General features: G+C 72.0%; 15 protein-coding genes and 1 pseudogene. 8 read left to right on the forward strand and 8 right to left on the reverse strand.

The annotated features are described in order from the left end of the window. Positions 1-13: 13 nt before the first annotated feature. On the forward strand, positions 14-1159 hold the full coding sequence (locus CP982_RS16270) for a threonine synthase (RefSeq protein WP_150511205.1): 1146 nt from the start codon (positions 14-16) through the stop codon (positions 1157-1159). A gap of 244 nt (positions 1160-1403) precedes the next feature. On the opposite strand, the gene CP982_RS16275 is transcribed toward CP982_RS16270, so the two are convergent. The 6 genes from CP982_RS16275 to iolC form a co-directional block, all read right to left on the reverse strand. Next, on the reverse strand, positions 1404-2819 hold the full coding sequence (locus CP982_RS16275; protein WP_150511206.1) for an APC family permease: 1416 nt from the start codon (positions 2817-2819) through the stop codon (positions 1404-1406). Between the two features lie 320 nt (positions 2820-3139). After that, positions 3140-4642, reverse strand: coding sequence for a CoA-acylating methylmalonate-semialdehyde dehydrogenase (mmsA, locus tag CP982_RS16280; protein ID WP_150511207.1), 1503 nt, complete (start codon positions 4640-4642; stop codon positions 3140-3142). Positions 4643-4654: 12 nt separating this feature from the next. Beyond that, positions 4655-6532: a 3D-(3,5/4)-trihydroxycyclohexane-1,2-dione acylhydrolase (decyclizing) gene (iolD, locus tag CP982_RS16285; RefSeq protein WP_150511208.1), complete on the reverse strand. Its 1878-nt coding sequence runs from the start codon at positions 6530-6532 to the stop codon at positions 4655-4657. Further along, complete coding sequence (gene iolB / locus CP982_RS16290) at positions 6529-7332, reverse strand: 5-deoxy-glucuronate isomerase (RefSeq protein WP_150511209.1); 804 nt, start codon at positions 7330-7332, stop codon at positions 6529-6531. The genes iolD and iolB overlap by 4 nt, the downstream gene beginning before the upstream one ends. A 31-nt stretch (positions 7333-7363) precedes the next feature. Further along, positions 7364-8308 (reverse strand): Cgl0159 family (beta/alpha)8-fold protein, encoded by a 945-nt coding sequence (locus tag CP982_RS16295; RefSeq protein WP_150511210.1) that lies wholly within the window; start codon positions 8306-8308, stop codon positions 7364-7366. Beyond that, the gene (gene iolC / locus CP982_RS16300; protein ID WP_425329807.1) at positions 8305-9297 is read right to left on the reverse strand and encodes a 5-dehydro-2-deoxygluconokinase; all 993 of its coding nucleotides are present in this window, start codon (positions 9295-9297) and stop codon (positions 8305-8307) included. Before iolC ends, CP982_RS16295 begins: the two co-directional genes overlap by 4 nt. Before the next feature lie 126 nt (positions 9298-9423). Here iolC and CP982_RS16305 point away from each other — a divergent pair, with 126 nt between their 5' ends. The 4 genes and pseudogenes from CP982_RS16305 (at position 9424) to CP982_RS16320 (ending at position 13671) form a co-directional block, all read left to right on the forward strand. Further along, complete coding sequence (locus tag CP982_RS16305) at positions 9424-10350, forward strand: sugar phosphate isomerase/epimerase family protein (protein WP_372503367.1); 927 nt, start codon at positions 9424-9426, stop codon at positions 10348-10350. A gap of 343 nt (positions 10351-10693) precedes the next feature. Beyond that, the gene (locus CP982_RS16310; RefSeq protein WP_030687661.1) at positions 10694-10894 is read left to right on the forward strand and encodes a helix-turn-helix transcriptional regulator; all 201 of its coding nucleotides are present in this window, start codon (positions 10694-10696) and stop codon (positions 10892-10894) included. Positions 10895-11052: 158 nt separating this feature from the next. Then, positions 11053-11301, forward strand: coding sequence for a heavy-metal-associated domain-containing protein (locus tag CP982_RS16315; RefSeq protein ID WP_150511212.1), 249 nt, complete (start codon positions 11053-11055; stop codon positions 11299-11301). 103 nt (positions 11302-11404) lie between these two features. Further along, positions 11405-13671 (forward strand): annotated as a pseudogene (locus CP982_RS16320) (heavy metal translocating P-type ATPase). 650 nt (positions 13672-14321) lie between these two features. On the opposite strand, the gene CP982_RS16325 reads toward CP982_RS16320, so the two are convergent. Continuing rightward, a complete protein-coding gene (locus tag CP982_RS16325; protein ID WP_150511213.1) occupies positions 14322-15620 on the reverse strand; it encodes a citrate synthase in 1299 nt (432 codons plus the stop codon). 220 nt (positions 15621-15840) lie between these two features. Beyond that, the gene (gene recD2, locus CP982_RS16330; RefSeq protein ID WP_150511214.1) at positions 15841-18096 is read right to left on the reverse strand and encodes an SF1B family DNA helicase RecD2; all 2256 of its coding nucleotides are present in this window, start codon (positions 18094-18096) and stop codon (positions 15841-15843) included. A gap of 181 nt (positions 18097-18277) precedes the next feature. Between recD2 and CP982_RS16335 the strand changes: the two genes are divergently transcribed. The 3 genes from CP982_RS16335 to CP982_RS16345 are packed head-to-tail and all read left to right on the forward strand — an operon-like array spanning position 18278 to position 22873. Then, the gene (locus CP982_RS16335; RefSeq protein ID WP_184925464.1) at positions 18278-19339 is read left to right on the forward strand and encodes a LacI family DNA-binding transcriptional regulator; all 1062 of its coding nucleotides are present in this window, start codon (positions 18278-18280) and stop codon (positions 19337-19339) included. Continuing rightward, on the forward strand, positions 19336-20919 hold the full coding sequence (locus CP982_RS16340; RefSeq protein ID WP_150511215.1) for a sugar ABC transporter ATP-binding protein: 1584 nt from the start codon (positions 19336-19338) through the stop codon (positions 20917-20919). The genes CP982_RS16335 and CP982_RS16340 overlap by 4 nt, the downstream gene beginning before the upstream one ends. Continuing rightward, positions 20906-22873 (forward strand): ABC transporter permease/substrate-binding protein, encoded by a 1968-nt coding sequence (locus CP982_RS16345; RefSeq protein WP_372503368.1) that lies wholly within the window; start codon positions 20906-20908, stop codon positions 22871-22873. The genes CP982_RS16340 and CP982_RS16345 overlap by 14 nt, the downstream gene beginning before the upstream one ends. Positions 22874-22890: the final 17 nt, after the last annotated feature.

A 22890-nucleotide genomic window follows, 5' to 3' on the forward strand; every position in this document is an offset into this window, starting at 1 on the left:
ACGCTGCTGACCCATGACATCCCTTGCCACCGGCCAGCGTTCGCTGGGCGACCCGTCCGTCCGCTTCCCGCTCTGGCCGCCGCTGACGGAGGGCTGTCCGGTCACGAGCACCGACGACGTCGCGTACCCGGTGGAGGTCGACTACGCCTACGACCAGGTCCCCGACGGCTTCTTCGCACCCGGGGCCGCCGCCGCGCGGCCGCGCGGGCACGAGCGCTGGGCGCCGCTCCTGCCGCCGCTGCGCGCCCCCTCGCTCGCCGAGGGCGGCACCCCGCTGCTCCCCCTTGAGGACGGGGTGTGGGTCAAGGACGAGTCCCGCAACCCGACGTGGAGCCACAAGGACCGGCTCAACCGGATCACGGTGAGCGCGGCCGTCGGCGTCGGCGCGCCCGGCGTCGTCGTCGCCTCCTCCGGCAACCACGGCGCGTCGGCCGCCGCGTACGCCGCCCGGGCCGGCCTTCCGTGCACGGTCCTGACCTCGCCGGACGCGCCGCCCGCCGTCGACGCGTTCCTGCGCGCGTACGGCGCCACCGTGCTGCACGTGCCCGCCGAGGACCGGTGGCCGATGCTGCGCGACCTCGTCGAGCGGACCGGCTACCACCCCGTCAGCAACCTCACGTCCGCCGCGCACACCGGGCACGGGTTCGGGCCCGAGGGCTACAAGACGATCGCCTACGAGATCCACGACGAACTCGGCGCCCTCCCGCGCGCGGTGTTCGTGCCGACGGGGTACGGGGAGATGCTGTTCGGCGTCTGGAAGGGGTTCGCCGAGCTGGTGCGGCTCGGGTACGGGGAGCGGGTGCCGCGCCTGTACGCCTGCGAGCCCGCCGCCGGTGGGCCGCTGGCGGCCGCCGTGCGCGACGGGGTGCCCGCCGCGCACGTCCCCGTCGGGGAGACCGCCGCGTACGCCATCGACTGCCCGGTGGGCGGCTACCGGGGCGTGGTCGCGCTGCGCGAGAGCCGGGGCGCCGCGCTGCTCGTGACCGACGAGGAGCTGGCCGGTGCCCGGGCGGAGCTGGCCCGGGGCGGGGTGTGGGCGGAGCTGTCCGCGGCGGCGGGCCTCGCGGGCCTGCGGCAGCTCGGGCGGGGCGTGGAGGGTCCCGTGGTGTGCGTCTCCACCTCCAGCGGCTTCAAGGACCGGGACCTGCTGCCCCAGTAGCCTCGCGGGGCGCCCCAGACCCGCCTCTTCCCGCTCCGGGGGCTCCGCCCCCCGTACCCCCCGTTTGTCGGCGCTCCGCGCCTCGTCCTCAAACGCCGGACGGGCTGGATGGTCGCCAGTGCGGATCGCATCCCGTCCGCGGCCCGCAGGGGGCCTCCGGCCCGCACCGGAGACTTTCAAGCCCGTCCGGCGTTTGAGGACGAGGCCGAAGGCCGATGAAGGCCCGGGGGCGTGCACCGCAGGGCTACTCCGGGACGGTCACCAGCCAGCGCGTGGCCGCCCGCGGCCGCAGGTAGCAGAGCCAGTACAGCGTCGCGCCGCCCACGATGCCGCCGGTCCACAGGAGGTAGCGCGCCTCCTGCTGGCTGAGCACGTACGCGAGGACGGCGATGAGGACCACCGGGACGCCGGGCCACAGCGGCATCCGCCAGGCGGGAGCGGCCCCGTGGCCGCCCCGGCGGGCGAGCAGCGCCGCCACCGCGACGAGCAGGTACATGCCGGTCACGGACACCCCGGTGACGCCGTAGAGGGTGTCGAGGTTCACGAAGCACAGCGCGGCGCCGGGGACGCCCACCAGGAGCGTGGCGACCCACGGGGAGCCGAAGCGGCCGCCGAGCCGCGACAGGACCGCGTTGACCGGCTGCGGCCAGGCCTTGTCGCGCGCGGAGGCGTACAGGACGCGGGAGTTCTGGATGACCATGACGATGCCCGCGTTGATGATGGCGAGGGCCACGCACAGGCTGATGAAGGTGCCGACGCCGGAGCTGGACCAGGCGGTGACCATGGCGCCGATGTCGCCGCCGGTGAGCGCGGCGAGGTCCGGCGCGCCCATGGTGATCGCGGCGACCGGCACGAGCAGCACGACGGCGGAGATGCCGAGGGTGAGCAGCACGGTGCGGGCCACGTTGCGGCGCGGGTTCTCCATCTCCTCGGAGAGGTAGACGGCGGTGGAGAAGCCCTGCGTGACGAAGAGCGCGATGGCGAGCCCGGAGACGATGAGCATCGCGGTGACGGTCTTCGTGCCGTCGCCGGAGCCACTGGCCACGGAGAGGTCGACGAGGCTGCCCGCGCCGCGCTCGGCGTGCGCGAAGCCGAGGACGGCCACGACGGCGGCCGCGACCACTTCGAGGACCAGGAAGATCCCGGTGATCCAGGCGTTGGCCCGCAGGTCGAGCAGGCCCGCGAGGGTGGCGAGGAGCATCACGCCGGCGCCCGCGTAGGCGGGTTCGATCTTCACCAGGGGCGCGAGGTAGTCGGCCGTGCCCATGGCGATCACGGGCGGCACGATCATCACGACGAGCAGGGAGAGCACGAACACGAGCCAGCCCGCGAGCCGTCCGGCCATCGTGGAGACCATCGCGTACTCGCCGCCCGCGCTGGGGATCAGCGTGCCGAGCTCGGAGTAGCAGAAGGCCACGCCCACGCAGAGCAGCGCGCCGATGGCGATGGTGAGGGTGGTGGCGGTGCCGAGCGTGGAGAACAGGTCGGGCACGACCACGAAGAGCGTGGACGCGGGCGTCACGCAGGACAGCGTGAGCAGGGTGCCGCCGACGACGCCGATGGACCGCTTCAGCTTGCGGGGCGCGGCCGGGGACCCGGCCGGTCCCTCCGCCACAGGGGCGGCCACGGACTGCGGCGGCGTGTGCAGCGTTTCGGTCATACGAAGATTCCGATCGGCTCGTACCAAGGGGGCGGCAGAGCGTCATGGAAACCTCCGCGTCAGGAAAACGTCAATGGCCGATTACCTACGGAATCCGCAGCTCTGACGATCTTCAACTGACCAATGAATCGCAGAAGTTGGCGACTAAAGGTGGCAATTAGCTGGATGATTGACCCACTCGCCTTTGATAGCAAGGTCGAATTCTGATCATGCCTTCTCCACCCCATTCGTCCCCTCCGTACGGGAACCGCAGCGGTTCGGCGAAAAAAGGAACGAAGCCGTCCGCAGGGCGGACGGCTTCGTTCAGTGGTCTTGAGCTGTCAGTGATTGCGCGGGAACCCCAGGTCCACGCCCGCCGGGGCGTCCGAGGGGTCCGGCCACCGGGTCGTGACGACCTTGCCGCGCGTGTAGAAGTGCGTGCCGTCGTTGCCGTAGATGTGGTGGTCGCCGAAGAGGGAGTCCTTCCAGCCACCGAAGGAGTGGTAGCCCACCGGCACCGGGATCGGCACGTTCACGCCGACCATGCCCGCCTCGACCTCCAGCTGGAAGCGGCGCGCGGCGCCGCCGTCCCGGGTGAAGACGGCCGTGCCGTTGCCGAACGGCGAGGCGTTGATGAGGGCGAGGCCCTCCTCGTACGTCTCGACGCGCAGCACGCACAGGACCGGGCCGAAGATCTCGTCCTTGTAGGCGTCCGCCGTCACCGGCACCCGGTCGAGCAGGGACAGACCGATCCAGTGGCCGTCCTCGTGGCCCTCGACGGTGTGGCCGGTGCCGTCCAGGACGACCTCGCAGCCCTGCGCGGCGGCGCCCGTCACGTACGACGCCACCTTGTCGCGGTGCGCGGCCGTGATGAGCGGGCCCATCTCGGAGGCCGGGTCGTTGCCCGGACCGATCTTGATCTGCTCGGCGCGCTCCTTGATCTTCGCGACGAGCTCGTCGCCGACCGAGCCGACCGCGACGACGGCCGAGATGGCCATGCAGCGCTCGCCCGCGGAGCCGTACGCGGCCGAGACCGCGGCGTCGGCGGCCGCGTCCAGGTCGGCGTCCGGAAGCACCAGCATGTGGTTCTTGGCGCCGCCGAGGGCCTGCACGCGCTTGCCGTTCGCGGAGGCCGTGGTGTGGATGTAGCGGGCGATCGGGGTCGAGCCCACGAAGGACACCGCCGCCACGTCCGGGTGGACCAGGAGGCGGTCCACGGCCACCTTGTCACCGTGCACGACGTTGAAGACGCCGTCCGGCAGGCCCGCCTCGGCGAGCAGCTCCGCGACGCGCATCGACGCCGACGGGTCCTTCTCGCTGGGCTTCAGGACGAAGGTGTTGCCGCACGCGATGGCCAGCGGGAACATCCACATCGGCACCATGGCCGGGAAGTTGAAGGGCGTGATGCCCGCGACGACGCCAAGGGGCTGGCGGATCGAGGAGACGTCCACACGGCTGGCGACCTGCGTCGACAGCTCGCCCTTGAGCTGCACGTTGATGCCGCACGCCAGGTCGACGACCTCCAGGCCGCGCGCCACCTCGCCGAGCGCGTCGGAGTGCACCTTGCCGTGCTCGGCGGTGATCAGCTCGGCGATCTCGTCGCGGTGCGCGTCAAGGAGCGCGCGGAACTTGAACAGGACGGACGTGCGCTGGGCGAGCGAGGACTGGCCCCAGGTCGCGTACGCGGCCTTGGCGGCGGCGACCGCCGCGTCCACCTCGTCCACGCTCGCGAAGGCCACGCGCGTGGTCACGGCACCGGTCGCCGGATCGGTGACCGGACCGTACGTGCCGGACGTCCCCTCGACGCTCTTGCCACCGATCCAGTGGTCGACGGTCTTCGTCATGCAAGAACTCCTTCACAGATGGCGGCGCCGGGCGGACACGTGCCGGTCGTACTCCTCGCGGGCCTTGACCGCCGACGGGCGGGTCGCGATCTCGGCCACGGGCACATCCCACCACGCCTGTGCCGGGGGCGGGCCCGACACTGTGTCTGCCGTTTCCGTCTCCACGTAGACACATGTGGGGCCGTCCGCTTCGCGTGCTTCGCGCAGGGCCGCGCGCAGCTCGTCGACGGTCTTCGCCCGCCTCACGGGCAGCCCGAGCGAGGCCGCGTTGGCGGCCAGGTCCACGGGCAGCGGCCCGCCCGTGTACGTGCCGTCGGGCGCCCGGTAGCGGTAGTCGGTGCCGAAGCGCTCGCCGCCGACGGACTCCGAGAGGCCGCCGATGGAGGCGTAGCCGTGGTTCTGCAGGATGACGACCTTGATGGGGATGTCCTCCTGCACCGCCGTGACGATCTCGGTGGGCATCATCAGGTACGTGCCGTCGCCGACCAGGGCCCACACGGGCCGCTCGGGCGCGGCCAGGGAGACGCCGATCGCCGCCGGGATCTCGTAGCCCATGCAGGAGTAGCCGTACTCGACGTGGTACTGGCGCGGCGAGCGGGCCCGCCACAGCTTGTGCAGATCGCCGGGGAGCGAGCCGGCCGCGTTGATGACGACGTCCTCGTCGGTGACGAGCGCGTCGAGGAGGCCGAGCACCTGCGCCTGCGTGGGGCGCGCGTCGGGCTCGTCGGCCGCGTACGCGGCGTCCACGCGCTGCTCCCAGCGCTCCTTGTCGTCCGTGTACGAGGCGACGTACGCGGGGTCGACGCGGTGGCCCGCGAGCGCCCCGGTCAGCGCCTCAAGGCCCGCGCGGGCGTCCGCGACCACCGTGGCGCCCGCCATCTTGTGGGCGTCGAACGGCGCGACGTTGAGGTTCACGAAGCGCACGCCGTCGCCGGTGAAGAGCGTGCCGGACGCGGTGGTGAAGTCGGTGTAGCGGGTGCCGACACCGATCACCAGGTCGGCGCCGCGGGCCAGCTCTCCGGCCGTGGCGGTGCCGGTGTGGCCGATGCCGCCGACGTCCGCCGGGTGGTCGTGGCGCAAGGAGCCCTTGCCCGCCTGCGTGGACGCCACCGGGATGCCGGTCGCGTCGGCGAAGGCGCGCAGGGCGTCCTCCGCGGCGCTGTGGTGGACCCCCCCGCCCGCGACGACCAGGGGCCGCGCGGCGGCGCGCACGGCCCGCGCCGCGGCCTGGACCTCGGCGGGGTCGGGTGCCTGGCGGCGCACCGCCCAGACGCGCTCGGCGAAGAAGTCCTCCGGCCAGTCGTGGGCCTCCGCCTGGACGTCCTGGGGCAGCGCGAGCGTCACCGCGCCCGTGGCGACCGGGTCGGTGAGCACCCGCATCGCCTGGAGCGCGGCGGGGATCAGCGCCTCGGGCCGGGTGACGCGGTCGAAGTACGCCGACACCGGGCGCAGGCAGTCGTTCACGGACACGTCGCCCGCGTACGGCACTTCGAGCTGCTGGAGCACCGGGTCGGCCGGGCGGGTCGCGAAGACGTCGCCGGGCAGCAGCAGCACGGGCAGGTGGTTGATGGTCGCGAGCGCGGCGCCCGTGACCAGGTTGGTGGCGCCGGGGCCGATGGAGGTGGTGACGGCGTGGGTCGTCAGGCGCCCCGACTGCCGGGCGTGGCCGACGGCCGCGTGCACCATGGCCTGCTCGTTGCGCCCCTGGTGGAAGGGCATCTCGGTGCCGTGCTCCAGCAGGGCCTGGCCGATCCCGGCGACGTTGCCGTGGCCGAAGATGCCCCAGGTCGCGCCGATGAGGCGCTGCCGGGCGCCGTCCCGCTCGGTGAACTGCCGGGCCAGGAAGCGCACCAGGGCCTGGGCGGTGGTGAGCCGGACCGTGCCGCTCATCGGTATCCCTCCGTGTGGTCAGGGTGGAAGCAGATCTTCCATTCCCGCTCGTCCCCGGGTCCCGCCATGACGTTCAGGTAGTACATGGCGTGGCCCGGCTGGGCGACGGACGGGCCGTGCCAGCCGTCGGGGACGAGGACGGCGTCGCCGGAGCGCACTTCGGCGAGCACGTCGGTGCCGCCCTCGCGGGAGGGGGAGACCCGCTGGTAGCCGAAGCCGGACTCGCCCTCGATCTCGAAGTAGTAGATCTCCTCCAGCTCGGCCTCGACGCCGGGGCGGTGCTCGTCGTGCTTGTGCGGCGGGTACGACGACCAGTTGCCGCCGGGCGTGATGACCTCCACGGCGATCAGCCGGTCGCAGTCGAACGTGTCCGCCGCCGCGAAGTTGCGCACCTGCCGTGCGCAGGTGCCGCTGCCGCGGTGCTCGACGGGGACCTCCGGCGCGGGGCCGTAGCGGGCGGGGAGTCGGCGCTCGCACTTCGCTCCTGCCAGGGCGAAGCGGCCTCCCACGCCGGAGGCGATCTGGATGCGGGTATCGCGGGGAACGTAAGCGAAGTCACTCGCTCCGCTGAACACGCTCTCCCGGCCCAGGAGTTCGATGATCTCGCCCTCCGCGTGCACCGTACAGCCGCCGGTCAGCGGGAGCACGATCCATTCACTCTCCCCGGTGGCGAAGGAGTGCGACCCGCCGGGCGGCAGTTCGACGACGCGCAGACTGGAGTAGGTCCAGGCGGCGCGTTTCGGGTCGATGGCGAGGGCGTACGGGCCCTCGGCCGCGCTTCCCCTCGGTACGTGCGTCATGCGGGCCTCCTGTCGGGTGCGTACGTCACGGCTACAGCAGCCCGACGGCGGTGTCGACCGCGTCCGCCACGTCCCCGTCCACCGGGTACAGCAGCGTCCGCCCGGCCACCAGGCCGTACACGGTGGGCAACTGGAGCGCGCCGCGCCACTTCTCGAACACGGCGTCGGCGTCCTGGCTGCCCTGGCCGTACTTGCCGTTCTTGCCGTTCTTGCCGTCGCCGATGTCGCCGCCGAGCAGTACGGCGGGGAGCGTCGAGGTCTCCATGACGCGCGCCATGTCGTCCGGGTTCTCCGTCACGGGCACCTTCAACCAGGTGTACGCCGAGGTGCCGCCGAGGCCCGAGGCGATGGCGATGGACCGGGTGACCGCGTCCGCGCTCAGGTCGTTGCGGAGCCCTTCGGGTGATCTGCGGCACAGGAACGGCTCGATGAACACCGGCAGCTGACGCTCCGCCATCGCGTCCACCGCCCGCGCGGTCGAGTACAGCGTGGCGAGCGACCCGGGGTCGTCGTAGTCGACGCGCAGCAGCAGCTTGCCCGCGTCGAAGCCGAGCCGCTCCAGGTCCTCGGCGCGGTGGCCGGTGAACCGGTCGTCCAGCTCGAAGGCGGCGCCCGCGAGCCCGCCCCGGTTCATGGACCCCATCACGACCTTGCCGTCGAGCGCGCCGAGCAGCAGCAGGTCGTCGAGGATGTCGGCGGTGGCGAGCACGCCGTCGACGCCGGGCCGGGACAGCGCCAGGCACAGCCGCTGCAGGAGGTCGGCCCGGTCGGCCATGGCCAGCGGGTCCTTGCCGACCCCGAGCGCGCCGCGCGCCGGATGGTCCGCCGCGATGATCATCAACCGCCCGGAAGCCCCGACCAACGGCCGCCGCACCCGGCGGGCGGCGGCTTCGGCGATGGCTTCGGGGTGGTGCGCACGCGTACGCACGAGCGCGGAGACGTCGACGGAGGCCCCTGCGGCAGTGGAGGGGCTCACCGCACGGCCCCCGCTTCCAGCGCGGCCTCGACCTCGGTCTCGTACGGCATGGCCGAAGAGCACTCCAGGCGCGAAGCGACGATCGCCCCGGCCGCGTTCGCGTACCGGATCACCCGCGGGAGCTCCCACCCGGCGAGCAGCCCGTGGCACAGCGCCCCGCCGAACGCGTCGCCCGCCCCGAGCCCGTTGAGCACCGAGACCGGCAGCGGCGGAACCTCCGCCACCGCGCCCGACCTGTCCATCGCGAGCACGCCCTTCGGGCCCTGTTTGACCACGGCGAGCTCGACACCCGCCGCGAGCAGGGCCTCAGCGGCGGCGCGCGGCTCGCGGGCGCCGGTCGCGATCTCCACCTCGTCCACGTTGCCGACGGCGACGGTCGCGTGCCGCAACGCGGCCGCGTAGTGGGGGCGCGCCGCGTCCGGGTCGTGCCAGAACATGGGCCGCCAGTCGAGGTCGAACACGGTGGTCCCGGCGGCGGGGCGGGCCGCGAGCGCGGCCAGGGTCGCCGTCCGGCTCGGCTCCTCGCTGAGGCCGGTACCGGTCATCCAGAAGATCCGGGCCGCGGCGATCGCGCCGAGGTCGAGCTCCTCCGCGCGGATCTCCAGATCGGGGGCCTTGGGCTGCCGGTAGAAGTACAGCGGGAAGTCGTCGGGCGGGAACACCTCGCAGAAGGTGACCGGCGTCGGCAGCCCCGGCACCTCGGCGACCCACCGCTCGTCGACCCCGAACTCCCGCAGCCGGCCGCGGAGGTACTCGCCGAACGGGTCCTGTCCCGTCCGCGTGACGACGCCGACGCGCCGCCCGAGCCGGGCCGCCGCGACCGCCACATTCGTCGCCGAGCCGCCGAGGAACTTCCCGAACGTCGTGACCTGCGACAACGGCACCCCGGCCTGGAGGGGGTACAGGTCCACACCGATCCGGCCCATGGTGATGACGTCGTACGGATCGGCGCCGGGGCCGGCGTGCGGATCCGGGTGCGGATCGGTCACCCTGCACATCCCTTCGTGGTGGCTTCCCTCAGGTCTAATCCCGTCCCAGGAACCCTGTCAACATTTTGTCCTTACATTCGGACTACTGCTTGACACTGTTCTCGGCGGGCGGCGAGGCTTGCGGCCATGGCGCAGCAGACGGAGATGTCGCGTGGTTCCCGGTTGACCCGCATCCGGATCGGTTCGGCCCCCGACTCCTGGGGCGTGTGGTTCCCCGACGACCCCCAGCAGGTGCCGTGGAGCCGCTTCCTCGACGAGGTCGCCGCGTCCGGGTACGAGTGGATCGAGCTCGGCCCGTACGGCTATCTGCCGACCGACCCGGTCCTGCTCGCCGACGAGACGCGGCGGCGCGGCCTCAAGGTCTCGGCGGGCACCGTCTTCACCGGCCTGCACCACGGCCCGGCCGTGTGGGACAGGACGTGGGAGCACGTGTCCGCGATCGCCGGGCTCACCCGGGCGATGGGCGCGCGGCACCTCGTCGTCATCCCGTCCTTCTGGCGCGACGACAAGACCGGTGAGGTCCTGGAGGACGCGACGCTGACGCCGGAGCAGTGGCGCCACCTCGCCTCCCAGACCGAGCGCCTGGGCCACGAGGTGCGCGAGCGCTACGGCCTGGACATCGTCGTCCACCCGCACGCGGACACCCACATCGACACCGAGGAGAACGTCGCCCGCTTCCTCGACGCCACGGACCCCGCCCTCGTCTCGCTGTGCCTGGACACCGGCCACTACGCGTACTGCGGCGGCGACAGCGTCAAGCTGATCGAGACGTACGGCGAGCGCGTCGGATACCTCCACCTCAAGCAGGTGGACCCGGCGGTCCTGGCCGAAGTGCGGGCGCAGGACATGCCGTTCGGGCCCGCCGTCGGGCGCGGCGTGATGTGCGAGCCGCCCGCCGGGGTGCCCGCGCTCGAACCGGTCCTCGCGGCGGCCGAGAAGCTGGGCGTCGACCTGTTCGCCATCGTCGAGCAGGACATGTACCCGTGCGCCCCGGACAAGCCGCTGCCCATCGCCCGCCGCACCCGCGCCTTCCTGCGCTCCTGCGGGGCGTGAGGCCCGCACGCCCCTGACGGCTGAGGGGAGGCCGCGACCGCGCGGCCTCCCCTCAGCCGCGTCCCGGCGCGCCCGGTCGCCCCCATACCCTCTCGACGCGCGAAAGCGCCCCCAACACGCCGGGCGCCCGCGCCAGTCGAGCGCTTCACGTAGGTGACAAACACTGCACTCCTGTCACACATGTGACACGTACGCGGGTTTCCCGTCACAGCCAGTCGACAAGCACTCCTCCATGGTCACTCTCCGTCGTTCACGGGGCACAGGCTGAGTGACGCCGGTGCCGCGCCCAGCTCCCCCGTCGGCCGTTCCGGCCGCCCTGGGTGCGCACAGGGAGGAGCCACTGATGACCGACCGCAGGCTCTGGTCGTACAAAGACATCGCCGCGCACATCCGCGTCCAGCCGGACACCGTGCGCTCCTACCGCAAGCACGGTCTGCTGCCCGAGCCCGATCACGTCGAGGGCGGCAAGCCCTTCTGGTACGCCGACACCATCCGCGCCTGGGTCGCGTCGCGGCCCGGCAACCGCGCGCGCAAGGGCGAGTGACCCCCGTCTTGCCCCGCCACTCGAGACCCTCTTGGAAAATACCCCCTAGGGGTATAGTGTGAAGCGTGTCGAGGGGTTCCCTGGAGCCATCGGAACCGCTCGCCACGCCGACGTTCCGAAAACCCGCACGTCACACACGTTTCACTGAGGAGAACGACATGACCGCCAACGCCCAGACCTCGCAGCCCGGCGCCGTCACCACCGTGTACGACGTGAAGGGGATGACTTGCGGCCACTGCGAGTCCGCGGTCAACAGCGAGATCTCCGAGATCGCGGGCGTCAGCTCGGTCCAGGCCGTCGCCGCCACCGGCAAGGTGACCGTGGTCTCCGCGGCCCCGCTCGACGAGGAGGCCGTCCGCGCCGCGATCGACGAGGCCGGTTACGAACTGGCCGGCACGACCGCCTGAGCACCCCCTCCCCCGGCCACGGGCCCTGCGCCACCACGGCGCGGGGCCCTGCCCCCTTTTCGCACCGCACGCCTTCGTCCCCCCACGCCGCGAAAGAGCCGTCATGAACACCTCCGAGGTCGAACTCGCCGTCGGCGGCATGACCTGCGCCTCGTGCTCGGCCCGCATCGAGAAGAAGCTGAACCGCATGGAGGGGGTGACCGCGTCGGTCAACCTCGCCACCGAGAAGGCCAAGGTCAGCTACGCCGCCGGGGTCGAGGTCGCCGACCTGGTCGCCACGGTCGAGAAGCTCGGCTACTCGGCGCGCGAGATCGTCCCGCCGCGCCCCGAGGCGCCCGGCGGCCCGGGGGCGTCGGCGGACCCGGCCGGACGCCCCACCACCGCCGACCTCACCGAGGCCGACCGGCTGCTGCGGCGGCTGCTGGTCTCCGCCGCGCTCGCGCTGCCGGTCGTCGTGCTCGCGATGGTCCCGGCGCTCCAGTTCACGTACTGGCAGTGGCTGTCGCTCACGCTCGCCGCGCCGGTCGTGGTGTGGGGCGGGCTCCCCTTCCACCGGGCCGCGCTCCTGAACGCCCGGCACGGCGCCGCCACCATGGACACGCTGGTGTCCCTCGGCACGCTCGCCGCCTTCGGCTGGTCGCTGTGGGCCCTGTTCCTCGGTACGGCCGGGGAGCCCGGGATGCGGCACGGTTTCGATCTGACGGTGCGGCGCACCGACGGCTCGTCGGCGATCTATCTCGAAGTGGCCGCGGGCGTCGTCACGTTCATCCTGCTCGGCCGCTATCTGGAGGCGCGCTCGAAGCGGAAGGCGGGCGCGGCGCTGCGCGCGCTGCTGGAGCTGGGCGCCAAGGACGTCACGGTACTTCGTCATGGCACTGAAAGAACGTTCTAGTCAGTGAGTTGATGACCGGGGACCGGTTCCTGGTGCGGCCCGGGGAGAAGATCGCCACCGACGGGCGCGTCGTCGAGGGGGCCTCCGCCGTGGACGCCTCCATGCTGACCGGCGAGTCCGTGCCCGTGGACGTCACCGCCGGGGACACGGTGACCGGGGCCACCGTGAACGTCGGCGGGCGGCTCGTGGTCGAGGCGACCCGCGTGGGCGCCGACACCCAGCTGGCCCGCATGGCCCGGCTCGTCGAGGACGCCCAGAACGGCAAGGCCGCCGCGCAGCGCCTGGCCGACCGCATCTCCGGGGTCTTCGTCCCCGTCGTCATCGCGCTCGCCGTGGCCACGCTCGGCTTCTGGCTCGGCAACGGCGTCGGCGCGTCCGCCGCGTTCACGGCCGCCGTGGCCGTCCTGATCATCGCCTGCCCGTGCGCCCTCGGACTCGCCACCCCGACCGCGCTCATGGTCGGCACCGGACGCGGCGCCCAGCTCGGCATCCTCATCAAGGGCCCCGAGGTCCTGGAGTCCACGAAGCGCGTCGACACCATCGTCCTGGACAAGACCGGCACCGTCACCACCGGCAAGATGACCCTCCACGAGGTGTACGCGGCCCAGGGCACCGGCGAGAAGGAGCTGCTGCGGCTCGCGGGCGCCCTGGAGCACGCCTCCGAGCACCCGGTGGCGCGGGCCGTGGCGGCGGGCGCCGCGCGGCGGTCGGGGCTCGACGTGGCGGACCTGCCCGCGCCGGAGCGGTTCGAGAACGTGCCGGGGGCCGGGGTGCGCGGCACCGTGGACGGGCACGCGGTCCTCGCCGGCAGCGCGCGGCTGCTCGCCGAGGCCGGGGTCACGGGCCTCGACGCGCTGGCCGACGCCCGGGAGCGGGCCGAGGCGGCGGGCCGCACCGTCGTGCTCGTCGCCTGGGACGGCGTCGCGCGCGGGCTGCTCGCGGTCGCCGACGCGGTCAAGGACACCAGCGCCGAAGCCGTCCGCGAGCTGCGCCGACTCGGCCTCACCCCGGTCCTTTTGACCGGTGACCACCGGGCCGTGGCGGAGACGGTCGCGCGAGCCGTGGACATCGGGACCGTGTACGCGGACGTGCTGCCCGAGGACAAGGCGGACGTGGTGCGGCGGCTGCGCGCCGAGGGGCGGGTGGTGGCCATGGTCGGCGACGGCGTCAACGACGCGGCCGCCCTCGCCACGGCGGACCTGGGCCTGGCCATGGGCACCGGCACGGACGCCGCGATCGAGGCGAGCGATCTCACCCTCGTACGCGGTGACTTGAGGACCGCGGCGGACGCCATCCGGCTGTCCCGCAGGACCCTCGCCACCATCAAGGGCAACCTCTTCTGGGCCTTCGGCTACAACGTGGCCGCGCTGCCGCTCGCCGCCGCCGGACTGCTCAATCCGATGATCGCCGGAGCGGCCATGGCCTGCTCGTCGGTGTTCGTAGTGACGAACAGCCTCCGCTTGCGGTCTTTCACATAGCCCCGCGATCCTTCACACTGTCTTCGCGGGACCCTCACGTGGGAATGCCAATCCACATATGGGTCCTCTTGTGCGCATTCAGGACATATGCAAGAGACGTAGATCACAGCGATCGGAACGTAACCATCGAGGGGGCTCGTGAGTCTAAGAGGGCGACACCAGAGGGATCTTGGGGGATCTCTCGGGTGTTCGGGGACATCTTGGGGGATGTCCCCGAAGGGGGAACCCCCTGCTCCTTGAGAGCCTGGGGGAGCGTTGGCCGGGGCACGTGCACCGGGGAGCTTTGAGCGGCCCTCCCGAATCCGTACGCGTCCCGGCAGATCGCAGCTCCGCACCCTGACTTGGGCAGCACCTCAGACTCCCGGCCGGATCCCGTGGGGGGAATCCGCACCGGGGCAAAGGAAAGCGCCCCGACCGTCGACCCGTGGGGGGATCGACGGCGGGGCGCTTTTCGCTGGCGTGGGCGCCTTGAACCGCCCTCCCCCGTCCGCGAGCTCCCGCATCGGTTCAAGCACCGCGCTGACGCGCTTGTCCTCAAACGCCGGACGGGCTGGATGGACTCGGCCGGGCGCCATCGCAGACTGCCTGCCCCCTGATGTGCGACAGCCCGCCGCGAGGGGGCGGCGGGCTGTGGGGAGGGGCGGGCGATGCTAGCGGGCCTCGACCGGGACGAAGTCCCGGATGACCTCGCCGGTGTAGATCTGGCGGGGACGCCCGATGCGGGATCCGGGCTCCTTGATCATCTCGTGCCACTGCGCGATCCAGCCCGGCAGGCGGCCGAGGGCGAACAGGACCGTGAACATCTCGGTCGGGAAGCCCATCGCGCGGTAGATCAGACCCGTGTAGAAGTCCACGTTCGGGTAGAGGTTGCGCGAGACGAAGTAGTCGTCGGAGAGCGCGTGCTCCTCCAGCTTGAGCGCGATGTCGAGCAGCTCGTCGGACTTGCCGAGGGCCGAGAGGACATCGTGCGCCGCCGCCTTGATGATCTTGGCGCGCGGGTCGAAGGACTTGTACACCCGGTGGCCGAAGCCCATCAGGCGGACGCCGTCCTCCTTGTTCTTCACCTTGTTGATGAAGGAGTCGACGTCGCCGCCGTTGGCCTGGATGCCCTCCAGCATCTCCAGGACCGACTGGTTGGCGCCGCCGTGCAGCGGGCCCCACAGCGCGGAGATGCCCGCGGAGATCGAGGCGAACATGTTCGCCTGCGAGGAGCCGACCAGGCGGACCGTCGAGGTCGAACAGTTCTGCTCGTGGTCCGCGTGCAGGATGAGCAGCTTGTCGAGGGCCGAGACGACGACCGGGTCGAGCTCGTACTCCTGGGCGGGGACCGAGAAGGTCATGCGCAGGAAGTTCTCGACGTACCCGAGGTCGTTGCGCGGGTAGACGAAGGGGTGGCCGATCGACTTCTTGTAGGCGTACGCCGCGATCGTCGGCAGCTTGGCGAGCAGCCGGATCGTGGAGAGGTGACGCTGCTTCTCGTCGAACGGGTTGTGGCTGTCCTGGTAGAACGTGGACAGCGCGCTGACCACGGAGGACAGCATCGCCATCGGGTGGGCGTCGCGCGGGAAGCCGTCGAAGAAACGCTTGACGTCCTCGTGCAGCAGGGTGTGCTGGGTGATCTCGTTCTTGAACGTGGCCAGCTCGTCGACCTTCGGCAGCTCGCCGTTGATCAGCAGGTACGCCACCTCGAGGAAGGTGGAGCGCTCGGCCAGCTGCTCGATCGGGTAGCCCCGATAGCGCAGGATGCCCTGCTCGCCGTCGAGGTAGGTGATGGCGGATTTATAGGCGGCGGTGTTGCCGTAGCCACTGTCCAGGGTCACCAGACCGGTCTGGGCGCGGAGCTTGCCGATATCGAAGCCCTTGTCGCCGACAGTGGACTCGATCACCGGGTAGGTGTACTCGCCATCGCCGTACCGCAGTACTACAGCCTTGTTAGCGTTCTCGCTCACGTCATCCCTCACCGACGTTGTGCCTCTTCTTCGAGGTGCCCTGACTGTCTCTACCATCCCCCATTTGGCCCTGGAGAGTGCACTCGGGGTCGACCATTGGGCCTACTGGCGGCACTCAGTGCCGCCAACCTGGTCATCCTGCCCCCTTCGTTCCCGTTCCGAAAGTGGTGTGTGACCTTTACGACTCAAATGATCGATCAACCGCGTGGGGGCGTTGACGTCAAGCCGTGTGGCGGCCCGCGAGCCGGTGGTCCAGGGCCGTACAGCGCCTGCCCGCGGAGACCGTGCGTACGGCCTGCCCCAGAGCCTTGCGCGAACCGACGAGTACGACCAGCTTCTTGGCGCGTGTCACGGCCGTATAGAGCAGATTCCGCTGAAGCATCATCCAGGCGCCGGTGGTGACCGGGATCACCACCGCTGGATACTCACTTCCCTGGGAGCGGTGGATCGTCACCGCATACGCGTGGGCGAGTTCGTCGAGTTCGTCGAAGTCGTAGCAGATCTCCTCGTCCTCGTCGGTCAGGACCGTCAGATGCTGCTCGTCCTGGTCCAGGGCGGTGACGACGCCCACCGTGCCGTTGAAGACGCCGTTGCTCCCCTTGTCGTAGTTGTTCCTGATCTGGGTGACCTTGTCCCCCACACGGAAGACGCGGCCGCCGAAGCGCTTCTCGGCCAGGCCGGGGCGGGCGGGGGTGATGGCCTGCTGGAGCAGGCCGTTCAGCGTCCCGGCGCCCGCCGGGCCGCGGTGCATGGGGGCGAGGACCTGGACGTCCCGGCGCGGGTCGAGCCCGAACTTCGCCGGGACGCGGCGGGCCGCGACGTCGACCGTGAGCCGCCCGGCCTCCTCCGTGTCCTCCTCCACGAACAGGAAGAAGTCCGCGAGGCCCTGGGTCAGGGGCGACTGCCCCGAGTTGATCCGGTGGGCGTTGGTGACCACGCCCGACTCCTGCGCCTGCCGGAAGATGCGGGTCAGCCGGACGGCGGGGATCGGGCTGCCGTCGCTCAGCAGATCCCGCAGGACCTCGCCCGCGCCGACGCTCGGCAGCTGGTCCACATCGCCGACGAACAGCAGGTGCGCGCCCGGCGGCACGGCCTTCACCAGCTTGTTGGCGAGCAGCAGGTCCAGCATGGACGCCTCGTCCACGACCACCAGGTCGGCGTCGAGGGGCCGGTCCCGGTCGTACGCGGCGTCGCCGCCCGGCTTCAGTTCGAGCAGGCGGTGGACCGTGGAGGCCTCGGCTCCGGTGAGCTCGGCCAGGCGCTTGGCGGCGCGGCCCGTGGGCGCGGCGAGCAGCACCTTGGCCTTCTTGGCGCGGGCCAGCTCCACGATGGAGCGCACCGTGAAGGACTTGCCGCAGCCGGGCCCGCCGGTGAGCACGGCGACCTTCCGGGTGAGGGCGAGCCGGACGGCCGCCTCCTGCTCGGGCGCGAGCTCGGCGCCGGTGCGCCCCGCGAGCCAGCCGAGCGCCTTGTCCCAGGCCACGTCCTGGAAGCCGGGCATCCGGTCGTCGTCGGCGCGCAGGAGGCGCAACAGCTGGGCGGACAGGGACAGTTCGGCGCGGTGGAAGGGCACCAGATAGACGGCGGTGACGTCCGGGCCGCCGTCGGGCGCCGGCACGGTCTCGCGCACCACGCCCTCCTCCTCGCCCGCGAGCTCGGCGAGGCAGTCGATGACCAGGCCCGTGTCGACCTGAAGGAGCTTGACCGCGTCGGCGATGAGGCGCTCCTCGGGCAGGAAGCAGTTGCCCTGGTCGGTGGATTGCGACAGGGCGTACTGGAGGCCGGCCTTGACGCGGTCGGGGCTGTCGTGCGGGATGCCGACGGCCTGGGCGATGCGGTCGGCGGTGAGGAAGCCGATGCCCCAGACGTCGGCGGCCAGGCGGTAGGGCTGGTTCTTGACCACGGAGATGGAGGCGTCCCCGTACTTCTTGTAGATCCGCACGGCGATGGAGGTGGACACGCCGACGCCCTGGAGGAAGACCATCACCTCCTTGATCGCCTTCTGCTCCTCCCAGGCATCGGCGATCTTCTTGGTGCGCTTGGGGCCGAGGCCCGGCACCTCGATGAGCCGCTTGGGCTCGTGCTCGATGACGTCGAGGGTGTCCACGCCGAAGTGCGTCGTGATCCGGTCGGCCATGACGGGGCCGATGCCCTTGATGAGGCCGGAGCCGAGATAGCGGCGGATGCCCTGGATCGTGGCGGGCAGCACCGTCGTGTAGTTCTCCACGGTGAACTGCTTGCCGTACTGCGGGTGGGAGCCCCAGCGGCCCTCCATCCGCAGGGACTCGCCGACCTGCGCGCCGAGCAGCGACCCGACGACGGTGAGCAGGTCCCCGGCGCCGCGCCCGGTGTCCACGCGCGCGACCGTGTACCCCGTCTCCTCGCTGGCGAACGTGATCCGCTCCAGGACGCCCTCGATGACGGCCATTCGGGGCGCGGGGACTCCGGGCGCACCCTGCCGGGCAGCAGTCGACATGATCCGACGCTACCGCCGGGCACCGACAACGCGCCCCGGTCCCCCGCGAGCGGATGCGCGAGGGGCGGGCGTGGCGTGGGTCACGATCTGGTTTCGGCCAGCTGTCAAGGGGTTGTCAGCCACCCGTGTAATCGTTTTCACTCCCTCGTGTAATCGATTCCACGAGGAGGTGGCATCGGCAGTGGCAAGCGTCGGCATCAAAGACGTCGCGGCCCGGGCGGGAGTCTCCGTGGCGACGGTGTCCCGGGTCCTGAACGCGCACGCGTCCGTCAGCCCGGCCGCCCGCGCCCGCGTGCTCGACGCCGTGGCGGAGCTCGGCTACCGGCCCAACACCCTGGCCCGGTCCCTGCGCACCGACCAGACGCGCACACTCGGGCTCGTCATCAGCGACGTACTGAACCCGTACTTCACCGAGCTGGCCCGCTCCGTCGAGGAGGAGGCCCGCGCGCTCGGCTACAGCATCATCTTCGGCAACGCCGACGAGCGGCCCGAGGTGCAGGACCACCACATCCGCACCCTCCTGGACCGCCGCATCGACGGCCTCCTGGTCTCCCCCGCCGACGGCGGCTCCGCGCTGGTCCTGGACGCCGCGCGCGCGGGCACCCCGATGGTGTTCGTGGACCGGTGGATCCCGGGCGCGGACGTGCCCGTCGTCCGGGCGGACGGGCGCGGCGCGGTGCGCGACCTGGTGGCCCATCTGTACGCGCTCGGCCACCGCAGGCTTGCCATCATCGCGGGCCCGGCCGCCACGACCACCGGCAGCGAGCGCGTCGAGGCCTTCCGCGACGCGCTCGCCGAGTACGGCCTCGACCTGCCCGCCGCCTATGTCGGCCAGGGCGACTTCCAGGCGGCGAGCGGGCGGCGCGCCACCGAGCGGTTCCTGGACCTGCCGACACCGCCCGACGTGGTCTTCGCCGCGGACAACCTGATGGCGCTCGGCGCGCTCGACGCCGTCCGCGCGCGGGGGCTGCGCGTTCCGCACGACATCGCGCTCGCCGCGTTCGACGACATCCCGTGGTTCGTGCACACCGATCCGCCGATCACCGCGATCGCGCAGCCCACCGGCGAGCTCGGCCGGGCCGCCGTACGGGCGCTCGCCGACCGCATCGAGGGGCGCACGCCGCAGTCGGTGACGCTGCCCGCCCGCCTGGTCGTGCGGCGCTCGTGCGGCGAGGCGGCCCCGCCCGAAGCCCCCACCGAGGCCCCCACCGAGGAAACCCCTGCTGGAAGGAGCACCCCGTGAGCCACGACGGTGAGTTGCTGCGCGTCGAGGGCATCCGCAAGGCCTTCCCCGGCGTCGTGGCCCTCGACGGCGTCGACTTCGACCTGCGCGCGGGCGAGGTGCACGTGCTGCTCGGCGAGAACGGCGCGGGCAAGAGCACGCTGATCAAGATGCTGTCCGGCGCCCACCAGCCCGACGCCGGGCGCATCCTGGTGGACGGCGCCGAGGTCCGCGTGCACGGCGCGCAGGACGCCGAGCGGCTCGGGATCGCCACCATCTACCAGGAGTTCAACCTCGTCCCCGACCTGACGGTGGCCGAGAACGTCTTCCTGGGCCGCCAGCCGCGCCGCTACGGCCTGATCGACCGCAAGAAGATGGAGGCCGACGCGGCCGAACTCCTCGCGCGCGTGGGCGTCGACGTGTCCCCGCGCGCCCGCTGCCGCGAGCTCGGCATCGCCCGGCTCCAGATGGTGGAGATCGCCAAGGCGCTGAGCCTGCACGCGCGCGTGCTCGTCATGGACGAGCCGACCGCCGTGCTCACCTCCGGAGAGGTGGACAAGCTCTTCTCGCTCGTACGGGCGCTGCGCGAGGACGGCGTGGGGATCGTCTTCATCACGCACCACCTGGAGGAGATCGCCGCGCTCGGCGACCGCGTGAGCGTCATCCGCGACGGCCGCAGCGTCGGCCAGGTCCCCGCGAGCACGCCCGAGGACGAGCTGGTGCGTCTGATGGTGGGCCGATCCATCGAGCAGCAGTACCCGAGGGAGCGGACCGACGTGGCGGGCGACGACGCGCCGTTGCTGCGGGTGCGCGGCCTGACCCGCGAAGGTGTCTTCCACGGCGTGGACTTCGAGGTGCGCGCCGGGGAGGTCGTGGGCGTCGCGGGCCTGGTCGGCGCGGGCCGCACCGAGGTCGCGCGGGCCGTCTTCGGCGCCGACCCGTACGACGCGGGCTCGGTGGAGGTCGCGGGCCGCCCGCTCCCGAAGCACGACGTGTACGCGGCGATGACCGCGGGCATCGGGCTCGTGCCCGAGGACCGCAAGGGCCAGGGCCTCGTCCTCGACGCCTCCGTGGCGGACAACCTCGGCCTGGTGACGCTGCGTTCGGCGACCCGGGCCGGGCTCGTGGACCGCGCGGGCCAGCGCGCGGCGGCCGAGCGCATCGCCGCCCAGCTCGGCGTGCGCATGGCGGGCCTGCACCAGCACGTGCGCACCCTCTCCGGCGGCAACCAGCAGAAGGTCGTCATCGGCAAGTGGCTGCTCGCGAAGGCGCGGGTGCTGATCCTCGACGAGCCGACGCGCGGCATCGACGTCGGCGCGAAGGTCGAGATCTACCAGCTCGTCAACGAACTCACGGCGGCCGGGCACGCCGTCCTGATGATCTCCAGCGACCTGCCCGAGGTGCTCGGCATGAGCGACCGGGTCCTGGTGATGGCCCAGGGGCGCCTCGCGGGCGAACTCGCCGCCGAGGACGCGACGCAGGACGCCGTGATGGCCCTGGCCGTCAGCACCACCACCGCCCTTGACCGGGCCGCCGCCGAGCGGCACGACACCGCCCCCGAGGGCGACGACGAGAAGGGAGCCTCCCGTGGCGACCACTGACCTGCGTCCGGACAAGCCCGGCGCATCCGGCACGGGCGGCGGCCTCGACCTGCGCCGCGTGCTGCTCGACAACGGCGCGCTGAGCGCCCTGGTGGTCCTGGTGGTGGCGATGTCGCTGCTCTCCGGCGACTTCCTCACCACGCAGAACCTGCTCAACGTCGGTGTACAGGCGGCCGTGACGGCGATCCTCGCGTTCGGCGTCACCTTCGTCATCGTCGCGGCCGGCATCGACCTGTCGGTCGGCTCGGTGGCGGCGCTCTCGGCGACCGTCCTGGCCTGGTCGGCGACGAAGGAGGGCGTGCCCGTCTGGCTCGCGCTGATCCTGGCCGTCGCCACTGGCCTGGCCTGCGGTGTCGTCAACGGCCTGCTCGTCTCGTACGGGAAGCTGCCGCCGTTCATCGCGACGCTCGCGATGCTGTCGATCGGCCGCGGCCTGTCCCTGGTGATCTCGCAGGGCAGCCCGATCGCGTTCCCGGAGTCCGTGTCGAAGGTCGGTGACACGCTCGGCGGCTGGCTGCCGGTGCCGGTGCTCGTGATGGTCGCGATGGGCCTGATCACCGCGGTGATCCTGGCGCGTACGTACCTGGGCCGCTCCATGTACGCGATCGGCGGCAACGAGGAGGCGGCGCGCCTGTCGGGGCTGCGGGTCAAGCGGCAGAAGATCGCGATCTACGCGCTCTCCGGCCTGTTCGCGGCCGTCGCGGGCATCGTGCTCGCCTCGCGCCTCGTGTCCGCGCAGCCGCAGGCCGCGCAGGGCTACGAGCTGGACGCGATCGCCGCGGTCGTCATCGGCGGGGCGAGCCTCGCGGGCGGCGTCGGCAAGGCGTCGGGCACGCTGATCGGCGCGCTGATCCTGGCGGTCCTGCGCAACGGCCTCAACCTCCTTTCGGTGTCGGCCTTCTGGCAGCAGGTGGTCATCGGCGTCGTGATCGCGCTCGCCGTGCTCCTGGACTCGCTGCGCAGGCGTACGTCGGCGACGGCGGGGACCCCGGCGGGCAGTACGTCGTCGGGGGCCGGGCGCAAGGGCCCGCAGGCGCTCAAGTACACGCTCGCGGCGGTGGTCGCGGCGGCCGTCATCGCGGCGGTGTCCCTGTGGAACAACGGTTCTTCGGGTACGTCGACGAAGGTCGGCCTGTCCCTGTCGACCCTGAACAACCCCTTCTTCGTACAGATGAAGGAGGGCGCGCAGGCCGAGGCCGAGAAGGCGGGCGTGGACCTGACGGTCACGGACGCGCAGAACGACGCCTCGCAGCAGGCCAACCAGTTGCAGAACTTCGCCAGCGGCAACATGAAGGCCGTCATCGTCAACCCGGTCGACTCCGACGCGGTGGGCCCGGCGGCGCGCGCCGCGAACAAGGCCGGCATCCCGGTGGTGGCCGCGGACCGGGGCGTGAACAAGGCGGACGTCGCCACGCTCGTCGCCTCCGACAACGTGGCGGGCGGCAGGCAGGCCGCGAAGGCCCTCGCCGGCAAGCTCGGCGGCAAGGGCACGGTGGTGGTCCTCCAGGGCACGGCGGGCACGTCCGCGAGCCGGGAGCGGGGCCAGGGCTTCGCCGAGGGCATCAAGGCCTTCCCCGGCATCAAGGTCGTCGCGAAGCAGCCCGCGGACTTCGACCGCACCAAGGGCCTGGACGTGATGACGAACCTGCTCCAGTCGCACTCCGGCGTCGACGGCGTGTTCGCCGAGAACGACGAGATGGCGCTCGGCGCGGTGAAGGCCCTCGGCGACAAGGCCGGGAAGTCGGTGTCGGTGGTCGGCTTCGACGGTACGCCGGACGGTCTGGCGGCGGTCGCGGACGGCACCCTGTACGCGTCGGTGGCGCAGCAGCCCAAGGAGCTCGGCCGGATCGCGGTGCGCAACGCGGTGGCCGCGGCGGACGACGAGAAGGTGCCGTCCCTGGTGAAGGTGCCGGTGAAGGTGGTCACCGCGAAGAACGTGCGGGACTTCCAGTGACCGTACGGTGGCAGGGC

Source organism: Streptomyces spectabilis (assembly GCF_008704795.1).
Taxonomy (GTDB): Bacteria; Actinomycetota; Actinomycetes; order Streptomycetales; family Streptomycetaceae; genus Streptomyces; species Streptomyces spectabilis.

Excerpts from the sequence above, each read along its gene's own strand:
- recD2 (WP_150511214.1), bottom strand. The coding sequence starts at position 18,096 with ATGTCGACTGCTGCCCGGCAGGGTGCGCCCGGAGTCCCCGCGCCCCGA.
- CP982_RS16315 (WP_150511212.1), top strand. The coding sequence starts at position 11,053 with ATGACCGCCAACGCCCAGACCTCGCAGCCCGGCGCCGTCACCACCGTG.
- CP982_RS16275 (WP_150511206.1), bottom strand. The coding sequence starts at position 2,819 with ATGACCGAAACGCTGCACACGCCGCCGCAGTCCGTGGCCGCCCCTGTG.
- iolB (WP_150511209.1), bottom strand. The coding sequence starts at position 7,332 with ATGACGCACGTACCGAGGGGAAGCGCGGCCGAGGGCCCGTACGCCCTC.
- CP982_RS16310 (WP_030687661.1), top strand. The coding sequence starts at position 10,694 with ATGACCGACCGCAGGCTCTGGTCGTACAAAGACATCGCCGCGCACATC.
- CP982_RS16270 (WP_150511205.1), top strand. The coding sequence starts at position 14 with ATGACATCCCTTGCCACCGGCCAGCGTTCGCTGGGCGACCCGTCCGTC.
- mmsA (WP_150511207.1), bottom strand. The coding sequence starts at position 4,642 with ATGACGAAGACCGTCGACCACTGGATCGGTGGCAAGAGCGTCGAGGGG.
- iolD (WP_150511208.1), bottom strand. The coding sequence starts at position 6,532 with ATGAGCGGCACGGTCCGGCTCACCACCGCCCAGGCCCTGGTGCGCTTC.
- CP982_RS16305 (WP_372503367.1), top strand. The coding sequence starts at position 9,424 with ATGGCGCAGCAGACGGAGATGTCGCGTGGTTCCCGGTTGACCCGCATC.